Annotated in this window: 16 protein-coding genes; 12 read left to right on the top strand and 4 right to left on the bottom strand. The window is 38.3% G+C overall.

Going from position 1 to position 17,951, the window contains the following annotated elements; translation table 11 throughout:
• The first annotated feature begins 1 nt into the window (after position 1).
• Positions 2-226, top strand: a complete 225-nt coding sequence (locus tag MKZ25_RS18025; RefSeq protein WP_340802680.1) for a hypothetical protein — start codon at positions 2-4, stop codon at positions 224-226.
• A gap of 572 nt (positions 227-798) precedes the next feature.
• Here MKZ25_RS18025 and MKZ25_RS18020 read toward each other — a convergent pair.
• The 4 genes from MKZ25_RS18020 to MKZ25_RS18005 form a co-directional block, all read right to left on the bottom strand.
• Positions 799-2,916, bottom strand: coding sequence for an MMPL family transporter (locus tag MKZ25_RS18020; protein WP_340802679.1), 2,118 nt, complete (start codon positions 2,914-2,916; stop codon positions 799-801).
• A 108-nt stretch (positions 2,917-3,024) separates the two neighbouring features.
• Positions 3,025-4,041 carry an inorganic phosphate transporter gene (locus MKZ25_RS18015; RefSeq protein WP_340802678.1) on the bottom strand — a complete coding sequence of 339 codons (1,017 nt, stop codon included), beginning with the start codon at positions 4,039-4,041 and terminating at the stop codon, positions 3,025-3,027.
• 19 nt (positions 4,042-4,060) lie between these two features.
• Entirely contained in the window at positions 4,061-4,681 is a 621-nt protein-coding gene (locus tag MKZ25_RS18010; protein ID WP_340802677.1) for a DUF47 domain-containing protein, read from the bottom strand.
• Between the two features lie 198 nt (positions 4,682-4,879).
• Complete coding sequence (locus MKZ25_RS18005) at positions 4,880-6,046, bottom strand: class I SAM-dependent methyltransferase (RefSeq protein ID WP_340802676.1); 1,167 nt, start codon at positions 6,044-6,046, stop codon at positions 4,880-4,882.
• 150 nt (positions 6,047-6,196) lie between these two features.
• On the opposite strand from MKZ25_RS18005, the gene hflX reads away from it, so the two are divergent.
• The 11 genes from hflX (at position 6,197) to zupT (ending at position 17,904) form a co-directional block, all read left to right on the top strand.
• Positions 6,197-7,474, top strand: coding sequence for a GTPase HflX (gene hflX / locus MKZ25_RS18000; protein ID WP_340802675.1), 1,278 nt, complete (start codon positions 6,197-6,199; stop codon positions 7,472-7,474).
• A gap of 316 nt (positions 7,475-7,790) precedes the next feature.
• Complete coding sequence (locus MKZ25_RS17995) at positions 7,791-9,275, top strand: peptide MFS transporter (RefSeq protein ID WP_340802674.1); 1,485 nt, start codon at positions 7,791-7,793, stop codon at positions 9,273-9,275.
• 401 nt (positions 9,276-9,676) lie between these two features.
• Positions 9,677-10,510, top strand: coding sequence for a GNAT family N-acetyltransferase (locus MKZ25_RS17990; protein ID WP_340802673.1), 834 nt, complete (start codon positions 9,677-9,679; stop codon positions 10,508-10,510).
• A 44-nt stretch (positions 10,511-10,554) separates the two neighbouring features.
• The gene (gene menC, locus MKZ25_RS17985; RefSeq protein WP_340802672.1) at positions 10,555-11,664 is read left to right on the top strand and encodes an o-succinylbenzoate synthase; all 1,110 of its coding nucleotides are present in this window, start codon (positions 10,555-10,557) and stop codon (positions 11,662-11,664) included.
• 268 nt (positions 11,665-11,932) lie between these two features.
• On the top strand, positions 11,933-12,889 hold the full coding sequence (locus MKZ25_RS17980) for an ABC transporter permease (RefSeq protein WP_340802671.1): 957 nt from the start codon (positions 11,933-11,935) through the stop codon (positions 12,887-12,889).
• On the top strand, positions 12,876-13,832 hold the full coding sequence (locus MKZ25_RS17975) for an iron chelate uptake ABC transporter family permease subunit (RefSeq protein ID WP_340802670.1): 957 nt from the start codon (positions 12,876-12,878) through the stop codon (positions 13,830-13,832). The genes MKZ25_RS17980 and MKZ25_RS17975 overlap by 14 nt, the downstream gene beginning before the upstream one ends.
• Entirely contained in the window at positions 13,829-14,596 is a 768-nt protein-coding gene (locus MKZ25_RS17970) for an iron ABC transporter ATP-binding protein (protein ID WP_008405841.1), read from the top strand. Before MKZ25_RS17975 ends, MKZ25_RS17970 begins: the two co-directional genes overlap by 4 nt.
• Before the next feature lie 184 nt (positions 14,597-14,780).
• Entirely contained in the window at positions 14,781-15,818 is a 1,038-nt protein-coding gene (locus MKZ25_RS17965) for a siderophore ABC transporter substrate-binding protein (protein WP_340802669.1), read from the top strand.
• Between the two features lie 64 nt (positions 15,819-15,882).
• Positions 15,883-16,215, top strand: coding sequence for an antibiotic biosynthesis monooxygenase family protein (locus MKZ25_RS17960; RefSeq protein ID WP_340802668.1), 333 nt, complete (start codon positions 15,883-15,885; stop codon positions 16,213-16,215).
• A gap of 121 nt (positions 16,216-16,336) precedes the next feature.
• On the top strand, positions 16,337-16,933 hold the full coding sequence (locus MKZ25_RS17955) for a phosphatase PAP2 family protein (RefSeq protein WP_340802667.1): 597 nt from the start codon (positions 16,337-16,339) through the stop codon (positions 16,931-16,933).
• 149 nt (positions 16,934-17,082) lie between these two features.
• Positions 17,083-17,904: a zinc transporter ZupT gene (gene zupT, locus MKZ25_RS17950; RefSeq protein WP_340802666.1), complete on the top strand. Its 822-nt coding sequence runs from the start codon at positions 17,083-17,085 to the stop codon at positions 17,902-17,904.
• The last annotated feature ends 47 nt before the right edge of the window (positions 17,905-17,951 follow it).

Raw genomic sequence — 17,951 nt, 5'->3', positions numbered from 1 at the left:
TATGACACAGCAGAATTCATCGAAGGAAATGTCCGGAAATAAAATGGTCAAAATTATCATCGGTACAATTTTAGTAGTATCCATTGCTATTGTCATTGTAATTCAAGTATTTTACATGTTGTGGGAACCGAAAGACCCGAAACAAATCGAGTTGAACAAAAGTGAAGCATCGAGCGGTGCAGTATCATTGTTGCATCCGTATGAGGAACAGTTCTATATAGGTTAAATAATCCCCTTCGCCGGCATCGTGGCGAGGGGGATTATTGTTTGTGTTAGGTGGTGGGCGGTGGTGGTGGTTTTCTAATAACCAGGTAGAATGTTCTAATATATTTTAAAATGTTCTAATAAAAGTCCGGTCTTCTAATATCTTTGCTCAATGTGCTAATAAGTGTTTAAGATTTTCTAATATCGGGGTCGGATGTGCTAATATCATAACTAGTTGTTCTAATATCTGTGCAAGATGTTCTAATAAACTCAAAACCGGTCACCCGGAACCCCTCTAATATAAGGAAAAACAGCGTAACCGTCACCCGATACAACCGGTTTTCTAATAAAAGCTATGGAAGTTCTAATATCCGCACAACTTCTTCTAATATCCCCGACAATTGTTCTAATAAACTCAAAACCGGTCACCCGGCCGCCCTCTAATTGAAAGGAAAGTCACCCGTATCCCGCGGTTTTCTAATAAAAGCTACGGAAGGTCCAATATCCCCGACAATTGTTCTAATAAACTCAAAACCCAAACAAAAACAGCCGCCCAGCCTATTTACAACAGGCCGGACGACTATTTATAGAACATTATCTCGTATTCTTCTTAAACGGCAGCCACCAGTTCCAGTCGCCAAACAGCTTCATGAAACTAGGGACGAGCATCAGGCGGATGATTGATGCATCAATGGCAATCGCGATAGCAATGCCGACTCCGATTTGCTTCACGGGCATAACGTCCGTAAATGCGAATGCACCGGTAATAACAATCATAATAAGCGCAGCGGATGTAATAATTTTACTTGTCGAGACAAGTCCATCGACCGTTGCTTTTGTATTTGTTGCCCCTTTTAGATATTCTTCCTGAATACGGGAAATTAAAAATACTTCATAGTCCATACTTAAGCCGAATACTAAGCAGAAGGTCAGCACCGGAATAATCAATACAATTGTCGTCGCTTCCAGACCGAAATGGCCATATTGGAAAATGTAGACAAGAATACCGAATGTCGCACCTAAGCCAAGAATGTTCATTAGAATCGCTTTCAACGGAATTAAAATCGAACGGAATGCAATCATTAAAATAAAGAAGGTAGATACAATTATAATCGTAATGGCAATGAGAACTTTACCGGCAATCTCATCAAAGATTTCCTGATTGAACTTTGCCTGGCCGGACAAGGCGAAATCGACACCTAAGTCTTTTTCACTCCACTCGCGTACAAAATCCTGCGCTTCGAATGACGAACCTTCTGTATTTAAATAAGCGACCATATACATTTTATCTTCCTGAATGAAACTTTCCGCCACTTCATCCAGTGCACCGGGTGCTTGCGGGTTGCTGTTTGCCATTTCCCACATTTCAACGGATTCGATATTAGCTACTGTAAACATCGACGTTACACGATCGACTAGCGGGTCATCCAACAGCTGCTGCTGAATATCGAATATTTTCTCGCGGCCATCTGTCGTATCCCAGGCATCGGCATCTTCATTTTCTGCCAGAAGGAATACCGGTGTATTATCGCCGAGCCCGAATTGTTCATCGAGCGTATCGAACGTTTGGCGCGATTCATACGATTCCGGCAATGATTCTGTAGAAGGAATCGTTAACTCGATATCTTTGATAGGTACCATAGCAACACATAGCAATATGATGGCCACAACTATAATTGTGACAGGTCGCTTCATGACAAAGGCGGCGAACTTCTGCCAACGGGAGGCAGTCGGTTTTATACGGAAAACACGGCCTTTATTTAAACGGTCACCAAGAAGCATCAATGTTGCCGGTAAAAGTGTAATGCCTGTTAAAACAGCCAAAAACACGACAATTGATCCGCCAAGTGCGATGTTCATGAAAATTTCCACATCAATAACAATCATTGCACCAAGACCAATCATGACACAGAGGGCAGAAAAGATAATCGAGCGTCCGGCTGTTTGAATCGCAATTTGAACAGACTGCTCAATCGATTGCGTATTGCGTTCTTCACGGTACCGGTTAATAAGCAGCAATGCAAAATCGATACTTAAAGCCAACCCGAGCATCGGGACGATATTCAATACAAAAATCGACAAGTTCACACTGTCTCCTAAAAGAGCCAATAGACCAAGTGTGATGACAACTGTCGCACCGCCGACTAAAATCGGCAGTAGAGAAGCTACAATCGTACCGAATGCCAGCAGTAAAACAATTAAAGCAATTGGAAGGCCAATCGTTTCCGCTTTAATTAAATCATTTTGACTTGCAACATTAATATCCTTTGAAATAACCGGTTCACCTGTAATGGAGATTCCGTTATTTTCGCCGAGCTTTTCACGCAGCTCATCAATAATCGGGAAATAATCATCCACAGAATTATCAAAATCCAGCATTCCATAGGCATAGCCGTCTTTATTTAATTCTTCGACACCTACAGGAGATGTGATTGTTTGAATTTCTTCAATCGTTTCTAAACTTTCAAGGGCAGACGTGATTTCCTCATCTGTTTTATTTTCAAACAGTACAAAAATTGTTTTTGCGGGTAAATCGAATGTATCTGACAGCTCGTTCGTTACATACGAGTGGTCGCCATCATAGAAAAATCCATCCCCTTGCAGTTTAGAAGGGAGTTGAAGTGCAAAAAATGCTAGAATAACTAAAATTGCACACCATATTAGAACGATCGGTTTTGCAAATTTTGTAATGAATACTGCGAACTGTTTCATAAATTACCGCCTTTCTTTTTCCATAATTACAGTGTAATGGATTCATAGAAAAAAAGAAAAGAGGGAGGTTTGTCCGGAAAAATTTCCGAAACATACCTGCCCTCTTTACTAAAAGAATAGATTTAATACTGTATAAATAATCGCTGCCATGACAGCAGATATAGGCATTGTAATAATCCATGTTGTAACAATTTTCCGAGCCATACCCCAGTTTACGCCTTTTACATTTTGAGCCGAACCGACACCCATAATTGCAGAAGAAATAACATGTGTTGTAGATACTGGCAAGTGAATTAATGTCGCACCGAAAATAATGGATGCGGAAGCAAGGTCTGCAGCAGCGCCGTTTACAGGACGGATTTTCATAATCTTACCGCCGACTGTTTTGATGATTTTATAACCGCCGATTGATGTACCAAGCCCCATTGCTAAAGCACAGGCGAAACGTACCCAACCTTGTACATCATCCGTTGTTTGCCAATTTGCTGCAATAAGTGCCATCGTAATAATACCCATCGCCTTTTGGGCATCGTTTGTTCCGTGGGTAAATGATTGAATGGCTGCAGTGAATATTTGCATAATACGGAAGCCTTTATTTGTTTTATAAAGGTTCATATTCTTAAAAATGAATTTCATTATTGTCATCATGATATAGCCGGCACAAATCGCAATGATTGGTGATGCTAATAATGCAATGATGATTTTTGTGAATCCGCTATAGTTTAAAACCCCGATTCCAGATGCTGCAATGGCAGCACCTGCAATCGAACCGATCAATGTATGGGAAGAACTTGATGGAATTCCAAAATACCAAGTGACTAGGTTCCATGTGATCGCCGATAATAGAGCGGCCAATATAACCACAGTACCGATTAATGGTGCATCAGGTGAAGATAATGCAAAAGGATCAACAATATCTGACGCAATCGCTTTTGCAACACCTACGAATGTAATGGCACCCAGGAAATTCATAAACGCTGCCATGATTACCGCTACTCGAGGAGGTAGCGCACGTGTTGAAACGGATGTTGCAATCGCATTTGCCGTATCGTGAAAACCATTAATGAAGTCAAATGCAAGGGCAAAAAAGACTACTAGGACAGTAATGATAAGTAGTGTATTCATTAAAAGGACTCCTCATTAATTACGCATTACGCATAATGATTGTTTCGATTGTGTTAGCAACTGTTTGACAGTAGTCGGCAATTTCTTCTAACTGCTCATAAATATCTTTGAATTTAATTAGACGAATAGGATCTTTTTCATTTAAAAACAGCTTTTTAATAGAAGAACGTAACACTTCATCACATTCACGCTCATAATCTTTAATTAAAATTGCGTGTTGGCGCATCCCAACAAGATCTTTTTTGTTCAATAGTTTCATCGCTTTAACAATTTCATCAGTAGATTTTGCGATATATGCTAGAAAATCGCGCATCGACTCATCGATCTCTGTTAATGAGAACATTTCAAAATGTGCAATCGTACCTTCTGCGCCATCTAACACATCATCCATACGAATTGCTAATGATAAAATATCTTCACGCTCAATTGGCGTCATAAATGACTTATTAAGCATGACGATTAATTCATGGATTAATTTATCACCCGCTGTTTCGTATTGTTTCATACGAATGCTGATTTCCTTTAAGTCTGCAACCGTTTCAATGCGGAAATCATTTGCATAATGGATACCTTCACGCATATTTTCAGCAATTTTCAATAAGGCTGAGAAAAACGGATCTTGCTTCTTTGAACTAAACATGGAATGCCTCCTGGATATATATAATTAAAATAATTTTAAAAATTAACCTCAATTATCATAACAAAAACTTAAAAAAATCTATACAAATTTTACTCTAACCTTATCAATCTTTACAATTCTGTAACAAAAGGAAAAGTTGAATAAGAAATCTAAATTGGTCATAATTTAGAAAAAATACGTAAAAACGAGAAAACAATTTTATTGTGGAAGTAAATTTTGCAGCTCATTTTCCAGAAACGGCTTCGCATTCAAAAACCGTACAAATTCGTCATACTTTAATCGCTGCTCACTCGATGGCTTCTTTCCGGTAAAATAAGCACGGATTAAAATATTCTTAGGGGTGTTTTCCATATCGATAAATTCCAATAACTGAGTATCATAGCCGACAAGGGATAAAAGTTCAGCGCGAATTGAATCCGTAGCTAATGCGGCAAAGCGCTCCTTCACTAAACCATGCTGTGTCATGATCGATAATGCAGGTGCCTGCAGCTGACGGTTCAGCTCATGTTGGCAGCAAGGAACACTTAAAATAACTTTTGCGCCCCATTTTACAGCTCGGGCTAATGCCATATCTGTCGCAACATCACAAGCATGAAGGGTTACGACCATATCTACAGCAGTCTCTTCATTGAAGTCATTAATATCCCCCACTAAAAATTGCAGATCTTCATACTGCAAATCAGCCGCAATCCGGTTACATTCTTCAATCACTTCCTTTTTCAGGTCCAGGCCTGTGACATGGATATCAAGACCCTTTTCAATTTTCAAGTAATGATACAAAGCAAAAGTTAAATAGGATTTACCTGAACCGAAATCTAAAATACGGATTGTTTTGTCTTTCGGCAAATGGGCTAAAGAATCATCGATAAACTCAACGAAGCGATTGATTTGTTTAAACTTATCGTATTTCTGCTTCTTTATTTTCCCGTCCTCTGACTGCACACCTAAACGGACTAAAAACGGGTGAACACGTGAATCATCCAATAAATACTGTTTTTTTCGGTTATGGGATAAGTTCACCTGTTTAGCTGTTGTATTTTTATCGGATTTCCACAGTACTTTATTTTTCTTCGAGAGTTGCACTTGTACAGTCTGCTCCTGAAACTCAGCATGTACTTGACGGAACTGTTCAAAAAGAGTATCGAGCTTAGCGGGTAAATCTTCAAGTGTAATATTTTCATGTTTTAAAATGCGCTCATATTGATATTCCAGCTGAATCATATATTCTCCGCGAATTTCCACGGGCTTGAGTTTGACCCGTTTTAAGTCACTGGATTTTTGACGTGGCTGGCTAATAGTAGCCTGCAGTAGTGTTTTATTAGAAATGAGTGCATGAAGCTGCACTTTCATTTGTTCGAATTCCATAAAAACCGCCTTTTCTTTTTTCATTAATTACGACTCGGTGTAATTGTGTCACTATAGTATCATAATGCGCTTATATGTTGTCATTGTACAGGCTTTTGAATTGTATGATACGATGGGAAAAACTAAGGATGGAAGCAAGGAGGCATTAATTTGAAAGATGTTGAAGTATTGATTGAACGCGGTATATTAGTTGGCGTCAATTTACAAAAGGATGAGCATTTTGATTATTCAATGGAAGAGTTGGCAAATTTAGCACAAGCTTTAGATGTAGAAGTTGTCGGCATGGTGACGCAAAATCTGGAACGTGTGACACCTTCACATTATGTAGGTACAGGAAAGATTGAAGAAATTAAGGCATTTTTTGACGAAACAGATGCCAACATTGTTATTTTTAATGATGAACTATCACCATCGCAAATCCGTAATTTAGAACGTGATTTGCAATGTAAAGTAATTGACCGTACAATGCTTATTTTAGATATTTTCAGTCGCCGTGCGAAAACACGTGAAGCACAATTACAAGTAGAGCTCGCTCAATTACAGTATATGCTCCCGCGCCTAGTTGGGCTCCATGCTTCACTATCCCGTCAAGGGGGAGGAACAGGCGGCGGCTTTAAAAACCGTGGTGCAGGGGAAACAAAACTTGAACTCGACCGCCGTAAAATTGAAGATCAGATTTCGAAAATCAAAAAAGAGCTTGAATCCGTTAAAGAACAGCGTGAAACACAGCGGAAGCAACGCCGTAAAAATGCAGTACCTGTCGTATCAATTGTAGGTTATACCAATGCAGGGAAGTCCACAATTATGAACCAGCTGCTTGCTAAGGCAGGGCAGGATAATACGAAGCAAGTGTTTGAAAAGGATATGCTGTTTGCGACACTTGAAACTTCGGTCCGCAATATTGAACTGGAAGATAATAAATCCTTTTTACTGACTGATACGGTTGGTTTTGTCAGTAAACTGCCGCATCACTTAGTAAAAGCATTCCGATCGACATTGGAAGAAGCACGAGAATCCGACCTGCTGCTGCATGTAGTCGATGTTTCTAATGAGGAATACCGTTTTATGATGGATGTAACGAATGAAACATTAAAAGCGATTGATGTTGAAAATATTCCTACTATATATGTATACAATAAATCAGACTTGGCTGATGTGGAATATCCGTTAGTTAGCGGGGATAATATTTGGCTTTCTGCGAAGGAAGATGTAGGACTTGAAGAGTTGCTTCAACAAATTAAACAACAAATTTTTGCGAATTATGTTACATGTCAAATGCTTATTCCATATAATCAGGGTGGAATTGTTTCCTATTTAAATGAGCAGGCAACTGTTTTGGAAACGGAGTATGAAGAAGAGGGTACATTATTAACGCTTGAGCTTAAAGAGGCGGATTATCAGAAATATGAAATTTATGTTGTAAAATAATAATGGAAATATAAAGCTAAAGTACGTTGCCATGACGTTGTACTTTAGCTTTTTTGTTTTTTGATAAATTTTTGTCTTTAAGAAAACTCAAAATAATTTCTTTAGTGAAGTAAATGTTTTATAATACAAAAATCCTGTTGTGGTAATTTAATTTATTTGTCTGAAAATAACGAAAAAACACAAAATTATAACATTTTGATTATTTGTTGATTTTAATCAACTATTAGGCTAAAGTGTTCAAGTATATTATTTCAAATGTCAGACAACAGACGACGGAGTTTATTGTCAGAATATTTATTAATCGGGAGGATTTCAAATGTATTCAAAAGAAGAAATCGTGAAGTCCGTTCCTCAAACTGGTTTTGTCGGTCAACCTAAAGGGTTGTTTACACTATTCTTTACAGAGTTTTGGGAACGTTTTTCATATTATGGTATGCGTGCCATTCTATTATTCTACATGTACTATGCAGTTAAAGATGGTGGATTAGGACTAGATCGTACGCAAGCTAATATCATCATGTCGATTTACGGTTCATTAATCTACATGTCAGGTATTATCGGAGGGTGGATCGCTGACCGTATTACTGGTATGCGTAAAGCGATATTCTACGGCGGAATATTAATTATGATTGGTCATATATTATTGGCCTTGCCGCTTGGTGTAACAGCATTATACTTATCGATGTTCTTTATCATCATAGGTACTGGTTTATTAAAACCAAACGTTTCATCGGTAGTTGGTGACTTGTATGCAGATAATGATGCACGTCGAGATTCAGGATTCTCTATTTTCTATATGGGTATCAACATGGGTGGTTTCCTGGCACCTTTATTAGTTGGATTATTCCAAAAAAACTGGGGCTTCCACGCAGGATTCAGTGTTGCTGCAGTAGGTATGTTCATCGGTTTAGTTGTTTATTTAATGTCACAAAAGAGCCTTGGGTTAGCAGGATCTGTAGCACCAAACCCACTTTCTGATAAAGAGAAGAAAACGACAACTCGTAACTTCACAATCGGTGGTTTAATTATTGTAATTTTAGGTTTTGTAGCTTATCAAAAAGGTTATGCAAGCATTGAAAATTTCTCATTATTAATTACATTCTTAGGGGTAATGATTCCTACGGCTTTTATACTTTATATGTATCGTAGTCCAAAAACAAATGCAGACGAAAAGTCTCGTCTATTAGCCTATATCCCATTATTCATCTGTGCGGTAATGTTCTGGGCAATTGCTGAACAATCATCAACAGTTATTGCAACGTTCATTGATACTCGTACGAACTTAAACTTATGGGGCTTTGAAATTCCGGCTGCATGGTTCCAGTCATTTAACCCGTTATTCATCATCGTTTTAGCGCCAATGTTTGCGTTTATGTGGACGAAATTAGCGGATCGCGGACCATCAACTCCGAAGAAATTTGCTTTATCTTTATTCTTTGCAGGTATTTCATTCTTCGTAATGATCGCAGCAATCGTTTTAACTCCGGAAGGTACGTTAGTAAATCCGCTTTGGGTTGTATTCTCAATCTTCCTGTTAGTATTAGGTGAGCTATTGCTTTCACCGGTTGGTTTATCAGCTACAACGAAATTGGCACCAGCTGCATTCGCTGGACAAACAATGGCGTTATGGTTCCTGGCATCAGCTGCTGCACAAGCAATTAACGCACAGTTAGTTCGAGTTTACGGAATCGTATCTGAAACAACTTACTTCGGTGTATTAGGTGGTTTATCGGTTGTATTAGGTGTGATTATCCTCCTGATTTCGCCAATCATCTCTAAAGCAATGCGCGGTATTAAATAATTATCAAACCTTTATTTACAGAATTTCTGTAAATAAAGGTTTTTTCTTTTGTTCAATAAGGAATAATAAAAGTTAACTACTTAAAAAGGTAGTATGTGGTATATAATGAGGTTGGGATGATACTTAAAGAAGTGTTACGGAATCTTTTAGTAAACAAGTATCGAATCTTCACATGAACTTCTTTCGGCGATTGGCAAAAACTTTTGCCGAATGAGACCCACTTGGGTTAATTTCGTTCTATTTGGTCGAAAATAACCAGGGTAACCGATATATGTAGAACATTCCCGATGGTTACACATCTTTTTCAACAACCATGCGATAAAACATGATTGTTGAAAGACACTAAGTAAAGCAAGGCGTTTTTAAGTTTGAAGAAAAGTAACTATAGGGGAGGCAAAATTATGTTAGAATCAGTGACGATTAAAGAATTAACGACAATTGAACAAATTGAAGATGCACGTAAACTAGAGCTTGAAATTTGGGCTGTCGGCAGCATTCCGGTACATCAGACGATTGCGACGATTCGCAATGGCGGGATTGTACTCGGTGCATATTTAAATGATGAATTAATTGGTTTTAACTATAGTTGCCCTGGATATATGGATGAGAATATATACTTATATTCCCATATGATTGGTGTGAAGCGTAATTATCGTGAGCAAGGCGTTGGAGAGCTGCTTAAAAATTACTTAAAGGATATCGCAATAGAGCGCGGTTACAGAACTTGCCGCTGGACATTTGATCCACTTGAAGCGCGCAGCGGATTTTTGAACTTTTCAAAGTTGCGCAGTTACAGCGATACTTATATAGAAAATTGCTATGGTGAAATGGAAGATCCGTTCAATCGGGTATTGCCTACAGACCGTCTTTGTGTTGAGTGGCAACTTGTTGATAATGACTATTTGCGCTGGGATGCGAAAGTGGAAGAATTAATGGATGAAGCAAAGCCTGTAGTAAATTGGGAAGAAAATATGGTAGGCCTTCCGACATTGGACCCGGAACAGAAGTTTGATAAAGAAGAAGCGCTTATCCATGATGCCTATCTGTTACCTATCCCTACAAACTTTCAGAAAATCAAAGTGGAAAGTGTCGCTTTAGCCGAAGATTGGCGCTATAAAACTAGACACATTTTACAGTCAATGTTTGATCAAAATTATAAAATAATTTATTTAAATAAAATAGATGATAATATTAGCCATTACTTACTTGTAAAGCGTTCATTATTTGCCCTTTAATTATCGGTGAATGATGCAGCTAAATATTATATGGAGCAATAAAGATGAAGTTAGTAGAAGTGACGATACATGAACTAGTGATGCGAATGAAAACTCCATTTACAACAAGCTTAGGGACTATGCAAGACAAGCGTTTTTTAGTTGTGGAGGCGACGGATGAAAGTGGTGTCGTCGGCTGGGGTGAGGGTGTTGCATTTGAAGAGCCTTCCTATACAGAAGAAACATTTAAAACTTCCCTTCATTTATTGGAAGACTTTTTAATCCCAGCATTACTCGGCAAAGAATTAAAGCACCCGGATGACGTGTATGAGCGATTCCGTACGATTCGACGCAATAACATGGCAAAAGCATCGATTGAAGGAGCGGTTTGGGATATTTATGCCCAATTGACGAACCAATCGCTGGCATCGGCGGTTGGAGGAGTCCAGGAAAAGATTGAAGTGGGAATCAGCATCGGTCTACAGCCTACAGATGAACAGCTGATCGATACAATTCAGCACTTTTTGGATGAAGGTTATAAGCGGATTAAAGTAAAAATCAAACCCGGAAAAGATATTGGGCTGATCCGAACAATACGGCAAGCATTCCCGGAAATTCCTTTAATGGCAGATGCAAACTCTGCGTATACATTGGATGACATCGATCGGTTAAAAGAGCTGGATGCATTTAATTTAATGATGATTGAGCAGCCGTTAGCGCATGATGACATCATCGATCATGCCATATTGCAAAAGCAAATAAGGACACCGATTTGTTTAGATGAGAGTATTACTTCTTTAGAGGATGCGAGAAAAGCGGTTCAACTAGGCAGCTGTCAGGTGGTAAATATTAAAATTGCGCGAGTTGGCGGTATTAGCGAAGCGAAGCGTATCCATGACTACTGCATGGAACACAAAATTCCTGTGTGGTGCGGGGGAATGCTGGAAGCAGGTATTGGCCGAGCGCAAAATGTAGCACTGACAAGTCTTGCAAACTTTGTCATGCCAGGGGATACCGCTGCTTCGGAACGCTATTGGCAAGAAGACATTATTCTACCTGAAGTAACCGTTACAGACGGCTACATTACCATTCCAAAAACAAAAGGGCTCGGCTATAATGTAAATCGCGAAGCAATAAATAAGTACAGAGTAAATAAAAAAACATATCGCGTGTAAATGTAAGGCCACAATTTTAATAATTGTGGCCTTTTTCTATCATTCGCTTAGAAGAGAGACGGGATGTTATAAATAAAACGGAGAATCGCTCTAAAAGTGCTTTTTTCAGTCTATTCCTCTTTTAATACTACTTATTATAAATTGTCTGTTTGATTTTCATTATTAGCAATTATATAATGATGTAGGGAAAGAGATGATTCTCATTTTCATTTAGAATTTTCGTAATATATAAAGGTCTAAAATATATAAAGAATAGTGGGAGAATGAAATGAGACTTTGGATGCTTGTAGCAGCGACCATCGTTCTGTCCTTTTTATCATTATTTATCGGGGCTATCGACATTAAGCCATCTGATTTATTGGATTGGGAATCAGATAAGATGCAAATTTTCTTAATGAGCCGGGTACCGCGATTAATGGCAATCATACTTGCCGGGGCAGGGATGGGTATTTCTGGATTAATTATGCAAAGCTTAAGCCGTAACAAATTCGTATCGCCGACAACGTCCGGTACACTCGATGCGGCAAAGCTAGGTATTGTTGTATCAATGATATTTTTCACAAGTGCAGGATATATGGAGAAGATTCTCTTCAGTTTTACTTTTGCACTGATCGGGATGATGATTTTTATGCGTCTACTTGAAAGCATTAAATTCAAGGACGTTATTTTTGTACCCCTAATCGGGATTATGTATGGGAATATTATTGGGGCAATTTCAACATTTCTTGCGTACGAAGCGGATGTGCTGCAAAGTGTGGATACATTCTTTCTAGGGAGTTTTACGCTTGTTGTGTCAGGCCGCTATGAACTGCTTTATGTAGCAGTCCCTGCAATTATTCTTGCGTACCTCTATGCCAATAAGTTTACAGTGGCCGGCATGGGGGAAGATTTCGCCAAAAACCTTGGATTAAGCTACCGTACCGTATTAAATCTTGGTTTAGTACTGGTAGCGATTATTTCTACAACAGTTGTTTTAACGGTAGGGGTTATACCTTTCCTGGGATTAATCGTACCGAACTTGGTTTCATTATATTTGGGAGACAATTTACGTAAAACAATTCCACATACAATTTTCTTAGGTGCAGCATTCCTATTAATGTGTGATATTTTAAGTCGTTTAATTGTATACCCGTTTGAAATTCCAGTGAACACAACGGTTGCTGTAATCGGCAGTGCGATCTTCTTAGTAATGTTGTTTAGGGGGAAAGCATATGCAAAAAAATAGTACAAAGCTAATTTTCTTAGCAGTTATCGCACTGGTGTGTATTGCGTTATTTGCTCTTTACAATATTCAAGGCGGCTTTAGCTATGCCTTTCCAAAGCGTTTGGAGAGAATAGCGGCAATGGTAATTACTGGTACGGCGATTGCCTATGCGACCGTTACATTCCAGACGGTTACACATAACCGTTTACTGACACCTTCAATGATGGGTGTCGATTCGATGTATGAAGTAGTGCAGACGATGATTTTCTTCTTTGCAGGCTCTGCATCTATCTTTGTCGTAAGTCGTTATTTAAACTTTGGTTTATCAATTGTGGCGATGGTACTTTTCGCGTTGATTTTATATCGCTTCTTATTCCGTGCAGATAAACATCCGATATTCCTGCTTTTACTTGCCGGGATGATAATCGGAACATTGCTCGGCAGTTTTGTGACATTTTTACAAGTAATAATAGACCCGGTGGAATATGAAAGCTTACAGTCCCGTTTGTTTGCTAGCTTCATGAATGTAAAAACAGAGCTGCTGCTCATCGCTGTCATAATTTTAGGGGCCTCATTTATATACGGTTACCGCTTATTGCGTGATCTGGATGTCATGTCACTAGGTCGAGAGAATGCAATAAACTTAGGTGTAAATTATGATAGAATAGTATTGAAAGTATTAATTTTATCTTCAATTTTGATTGCAACCTCTACTGCACTAGTTGGTCCGATTACATTTTTAGGGCTAATCGTTTCTAACTTGGCTTATCAGTTTTTTGCTACGTACAAGCATTCCGTCTTAATAGTGGGTGCGAGTTTAATTAGTATTATTGCACTTGTCGGTGGGCAGTTCTTAGTACTGCATGTATTCCAGTTAAGTACAACGATCAGCGTTATTATTAACTTTGTCGGTGGACTTTACTTTATTTACCTAATACTGAAGGAAAGTAGGAAAGCAGGATGATTGAAATTAAAGGGCTTTCTAAAAGCTTTGGAAAAAAACCGGTCGTTGAGGATGTCTCATTAACTATACAGCCGAAAGCAATCACTTCATTTATCGGACCGAATGGTGCAGGTAAATCGACATTGTTATCAATGGTAAGCCGATTGCTTGATGCAGATACAGGTGAAGTATTTTTAGATCAAAGTGATGTAAAAAAAATGAAGTCCAATGATTTTGCAAAACGTGTCGCTATTTTACGCCAGTCAAATCATTTAAATGTGCGTTTAACAGTTCGTGAACTTGTCTCATTTGGTCGTTATCCATATTCGAAAGGCCGTTTGACTCCAGAGGATGAACAGCATATTGACCGTGCTATTGAATATATGACTTTGGGTGAGATGGAACATAAGTTTTTGGATGAACTATCAGGCGGTCAAAAACAGCGTGCCTTTATCTCAATGGTAATCGCTCAGGATACGGAATATATTTTATTGGATGAGCCATTGAACAACTTGGATATGAAGCACTCTGTTCAGATTATGAAAATTTTACGCAAACTTGTCGATGAATTGGGCAAAACAGTAGTCATTGTTTTGCATGATATTAACTTTGCTTCCGTGTATTCAGATCGAATTGTCGCATTAAAAGACGGACGCCTTGTAAAAGATGGTCCTACGAATGAGATTATTAACTCAGAAGCCTTACGAGAAGTATATGATATGCATATTCCGGTGCAGGAACAAGACGGCTGTCGTATTTGTGTATACTTTAATTCACATAGCTAAATAAAAATGGGAATAAATGCATAAGTTTTGCTCGCTTATGCATTTATTTTATAAGTTTAATTGAGAATGAATATTAGTTTCAGAATATTCGTTGACAACTATAAGCAGTTGATTTACACTAACGTTAGTTAATTGAAAACGATTATCACTCTCGCTTGAGGGTACATTAGGAGGAAAAGTAATAATGAAAAAGTGGAAATTTTTAACGGCAGCAGCATTAACATTAATGTTAGCAGCATGTGGTTCAGACGAAGAAGCATCGACAAAAGATGAAGCGAACGAATCAGCTAAAACAGAGGAAACAACTTCATCTACGGAAGCTTCAGCTTTCCCGATGACAGTATCTTCATTATCAGCAGGCAGTGAAACAGAAGATGGTAAGTCCCTTACTTTCGAAGATGTTACATTTGAAGAAATGCCAAAAAACATTGTAGTATTTGACTACGGTTTCTTAGATACACTTGATGCATTAGGTGTTGAAGGTATTGTAGGTATCGCTGCAAACGGCGGTAAAGGTAACTTCCCTGAGCATTTAAAAGAAAAATATTTAACGGATTCAGTTGCTGACGTTGGTTCTTTAAAACAAATTGACTTCGAGAAAGTAGCAGCTGCTAATCCGGATGCAATCTTCATCTCAGGTCGTCAAGGTACATTCTATGAAGAATTAAAAGAAATTACACCAAACGTAGTATTCATCGGTTCTGATAACTCGAACTATGTTGATGGCGTATTTGAAACAGTTGACTTAGCTGCGGAAATCTTCGGCAAACAAGAAAAAGCTGAAGAATTAAAAACTGCATTGCAAGAAAAAGTTGATGCTGTTAAAGAAAAAGCAGCTGGTTATGAAAATGCATTAGTAGCGATGTACAACGACAAAAAGATCTCTGGTTTCGACAACGGTAAAGATTCTCGTTTCGCATATGTTTATAATGATTTTGGTTTCGAACCATCAACTACTGATATCAAAGCTTCATCACACGGTTCTGACTTCTCTTATGAATCAGTTCTTTCTGTAGACCCTGAAGTATTGTTAATTATCGACCGTACAGCATCTGATGTAGACACAATCAAAGCTGACATTGAAAATGATATCATCAAACAAACTCGTGCTTACAAAGAAGGCAAAATCGTTTACCTTGATGGGGTAAACTGGTACTTCTCTTCTAACGGTGTAACAACTGAAGCAGAGAAATTAGATGAAATCTTAAACGAATTAAAATAAGATGAAAAATATAGCATGTCTCTAAATTAGAGGCATGCTCTTTTTAAAAGAAAGGGGAACTAAAATGTTTGTACAAATCCGCAAATGGATCGTAACAGAAGGCAACTCTGATAAAATTATTGAGCGCTTCAGCAAAAAACCGGGTCAAGGTCCATCAATGCTTGAACAACGAGATGGTTTCATTGGCCGTGAACTGCTTGTAAAAAATGTTCGACGTGGTGAAGAGGAAGTTGTAATGATTATTCGCTGGGAATCAGAGGATGCATGGAAAGCATGGGAAAAGAGCCCTGAGCATATTGCAGGCCATAAAGCGAAAATCAAAGAGCATGGCGGTAAACCACCAAAACCGGAATTCGTTATTTCGATGGAGCACGGAAATTACACCGTTGTGGAATAAGGCTGATCAAGAAATCTACTTTGCGGAGTTTTTAGCGAAGTAGTTTTTATTTTTTTTTGGATATTACATATAATAACAGGGTAGTAAAGTAACAGTTTGACTGAAGAAAGCAGGTGTTTGTTTGAAAAAGGGATTTTCTGTTTTGGCAGTTGTGACATTCATAATATTTATCATTATTGCATTAAGTTTTGATACACCAGACGTTGAAGCATTCGATCTAAGACTCAGTTCCTTATTATTTGGAAACAGTTTTATTATTTTATTTCACAATTTAGGAGAAACAAAGTTTATTATAGCTGCTACTGTTATTATGTTGCTGTATTTAGCAATCTTTAAAAAGGATTTCCGAGGTGTACTTTTTGTACTACTTACAGTTGGGGTTGGAAATGGTCTAAACCAGTTACTAAAACATATTTTTGCACGACCACGTCCAGAGCTTGAAGATCAGCTTGTGTCGTTTAGCTTTCCATCGGGCCACGCGCAAATTAGTGTAATGTTTTTTTTAACGCTGGCATATTTGATTACGAAGTGGTTGAAAAATAAGAAGTGGAATTTTGTTACATATGGTGTAATACTGGTCCTTATTCTTTTAGTAGGGTTATCGCGTATAGCGGAAGGTCGCCACTATGCAACGGATGTTATAGCAGGGTGGAGCATCGGGTATACTTGGTATATCGTATGCGTATTATGGTATGAGTCGAAAAAAAAGCATAAATAGAATTACCGGGATTCCTGATGTATAGGAATCCCTTTTTTAGTAATATCGATTTGCTTTCCTGCATAAGATGTTTCCTTGTTAAAGAAAGTTGCACAAAGGAAACATTGTGCGTATAATGTGAGAAAAGAATTATAAAGAAGGAGAATAGTATGGATGAGAATGTATTATTAGCGCTGGGCTTAACATTATTTGCAGGGCTTGCTACTGGTATTGGCAGTCTGATTGCATTTTTTACAACACGCACCAATAAGAAGTTTCTTTCAATTGCATTAGGTTTTTCGGCCGGTGTTATGATTTATGTATCGCTTGTAGAGATTTTTGTAAAAGCGAAAGACGCTTTAGTAAACGTTCATGGAGAAACCGTAGGGTATTGGTACACAATCATCGGCTTTTTCGGAGGTATGCTTGTAATTGCTTTGATCGACCGATTTATTCCGAAAGGGAAAAATCCGCATGAAGTAAAGTCTGTAGAAGATGTTCAAAAGGCTCAATTGATTGGAAATGAAGATGTAGAAGCAGACCGCCTAATGAAAATGGGTTTATTTACAGCGCTGGCAATTGCGATTCATAACTTTCCGGAAGGTATTGCGACTTTTATGGCAGTACTGCAAGACCCGAATGTCGGAATAGCGATTGCAATTGCGGTAGCTATTCATAATATCCCGGAAGGTATTGCGGTAGCCATTCCTATTTTCTACGCAACTGGGAAGCGTATGAAGGCATTTAAATGGTCGTTCGCCTCTGGTTTATCAGAGCCGTTCGGTGCGCTTATTGCCTATTTAGTACTAATGCAATTTATGACAGATACATTGTTCGGTATTGTTTTTGCGGGAGTTGCAGGTATTATGGTATTTATTTCGATTGATGAGCTTCTACCGGCTGCCAAGAAATATGATGAAGCCCATTCCTCTATCTATGGTTTAATAGCAGGTATGGCAGTTATGGCCATAAGTTTAGTAATGTTAACGTAAGTTCTCTACAAAAAAGCCAGCATCTCTCCTATTCGGAGCATGCTGGT

The organism is Solibacillus sp. FSL W7-1464 (genome assembly GCF_038004425.1).
Classification (GTDB): domain Bacteria; phylum Bacillota; class Bacilli; order Bacillales_A; family Planococcaceae; genus Solibacillus.
The sequence above is the reverse complement of the archived record's forward strand: the minus strand, read 5'-3'. Positions and strand labels throughout refer to the sequence as shown.

Excerpts from the sequence above, each read along its gene's own strand:
- MKZ25_RS18025 (WP_340802680.1), top strand. The coding sequence starts at position 2 with ATGACACAGCAGAATTCATCGAAGGAAATGTCCGGAAATAAAATGGTC.
- MKZ25_RS18020 (WP_340802679.1), bottom strand. The coding sequence starts at position 2,916 with ATGAAACAGTTCGCAGTATTCATTACAAAATTTGCAAAACCGATCGTT.
- MKZ25_RS18015 (WP_340802678.1), bottom strand. The coding sequence starts at position 4,041 with ATGAATACACTACTTATCATTACTGTCCTAGTAGTCTTTTTTGCCCTT.
- MKZ25_RS18010 (WP_340802677.1), bottom strand. The coding sequence starts at position 4,681 with ATGTTTAGTTCAAAGAAGCAAGATCCGTTTTTCTCAGCCTTATTGAAA.
- MKZ25_RS18005 (WP_340802676.1), bottom strand. The coding sequence starts at position 6,046 with ATGGAATTCGAACAAATGAAAGTGCAGCTTCATGCACTCATTTCTAAT.
- MKZ25_RS17995 (WP_340802674.1), top strand. The coding sequence starts at position 7,791 with ATGTATTCAAAAGAAGAAATCGTGAAGTCCGTTCCTCAAACTGGTTTT.
- MKZ25_RS17990 (WP_340802673.1), top strand. The coding sequence starts at position 9,677 with ATGTTAGAATCAGTGACGATTAAAGAATTAACGACAATTGAACAAATT.
- menC (WP_340802672.1), top strand. The coding sequence starts at position 10,555 with ATGAAGTTAGTAGAAGTGACGATACATGAACTAGTGATGCGAATGAAA.
- MKZ25_RS17980 (WP_340802671.1), top strand. The coding sequence starts at position 11,933 with ATGAGACTTTGGATGCTTGTAGCAGCGACCATCGTTCTGTCCTTTTTA.
- MKZ25_RS17975 (WP_340802670.1), top strand. The coding sequence starts at position 12,876 with ATGCAAAAAAATAGTACAAAGCTAATTTTCTTAGCAGTTATCGCACTG.
- MKZ25_RS17970 (WP_008405841.1), top strand. The coding sequence starts at position 13,829 with ATGATTGAAATTAAAGGGCTTTCTAAAAGCTTTGGAAAAAAACCGGTC.
- MKZ25_RS17965 (WP_340802669.1), top strand. The coding sequence starts at position 14,781 with ATGAAAAAGTGGAAATTTTTAACGGCAGCAGCATTAACATTAATGTTA.
- MKZ25_RS17960 (WP_340802668.1), top strand. The coding sequence starts at position 15,883 with ATGTTTGTACAAATCCGCAAATGGATCGTAACAGAAGGCAACTCTGAT.
- zupT (WP_340802666.1), top strand. The coding sequence starts at position 17,083 with ATGGATGAGAATGTATTATTAGCGCTGGGCTTAACATTATTTGCAGGG.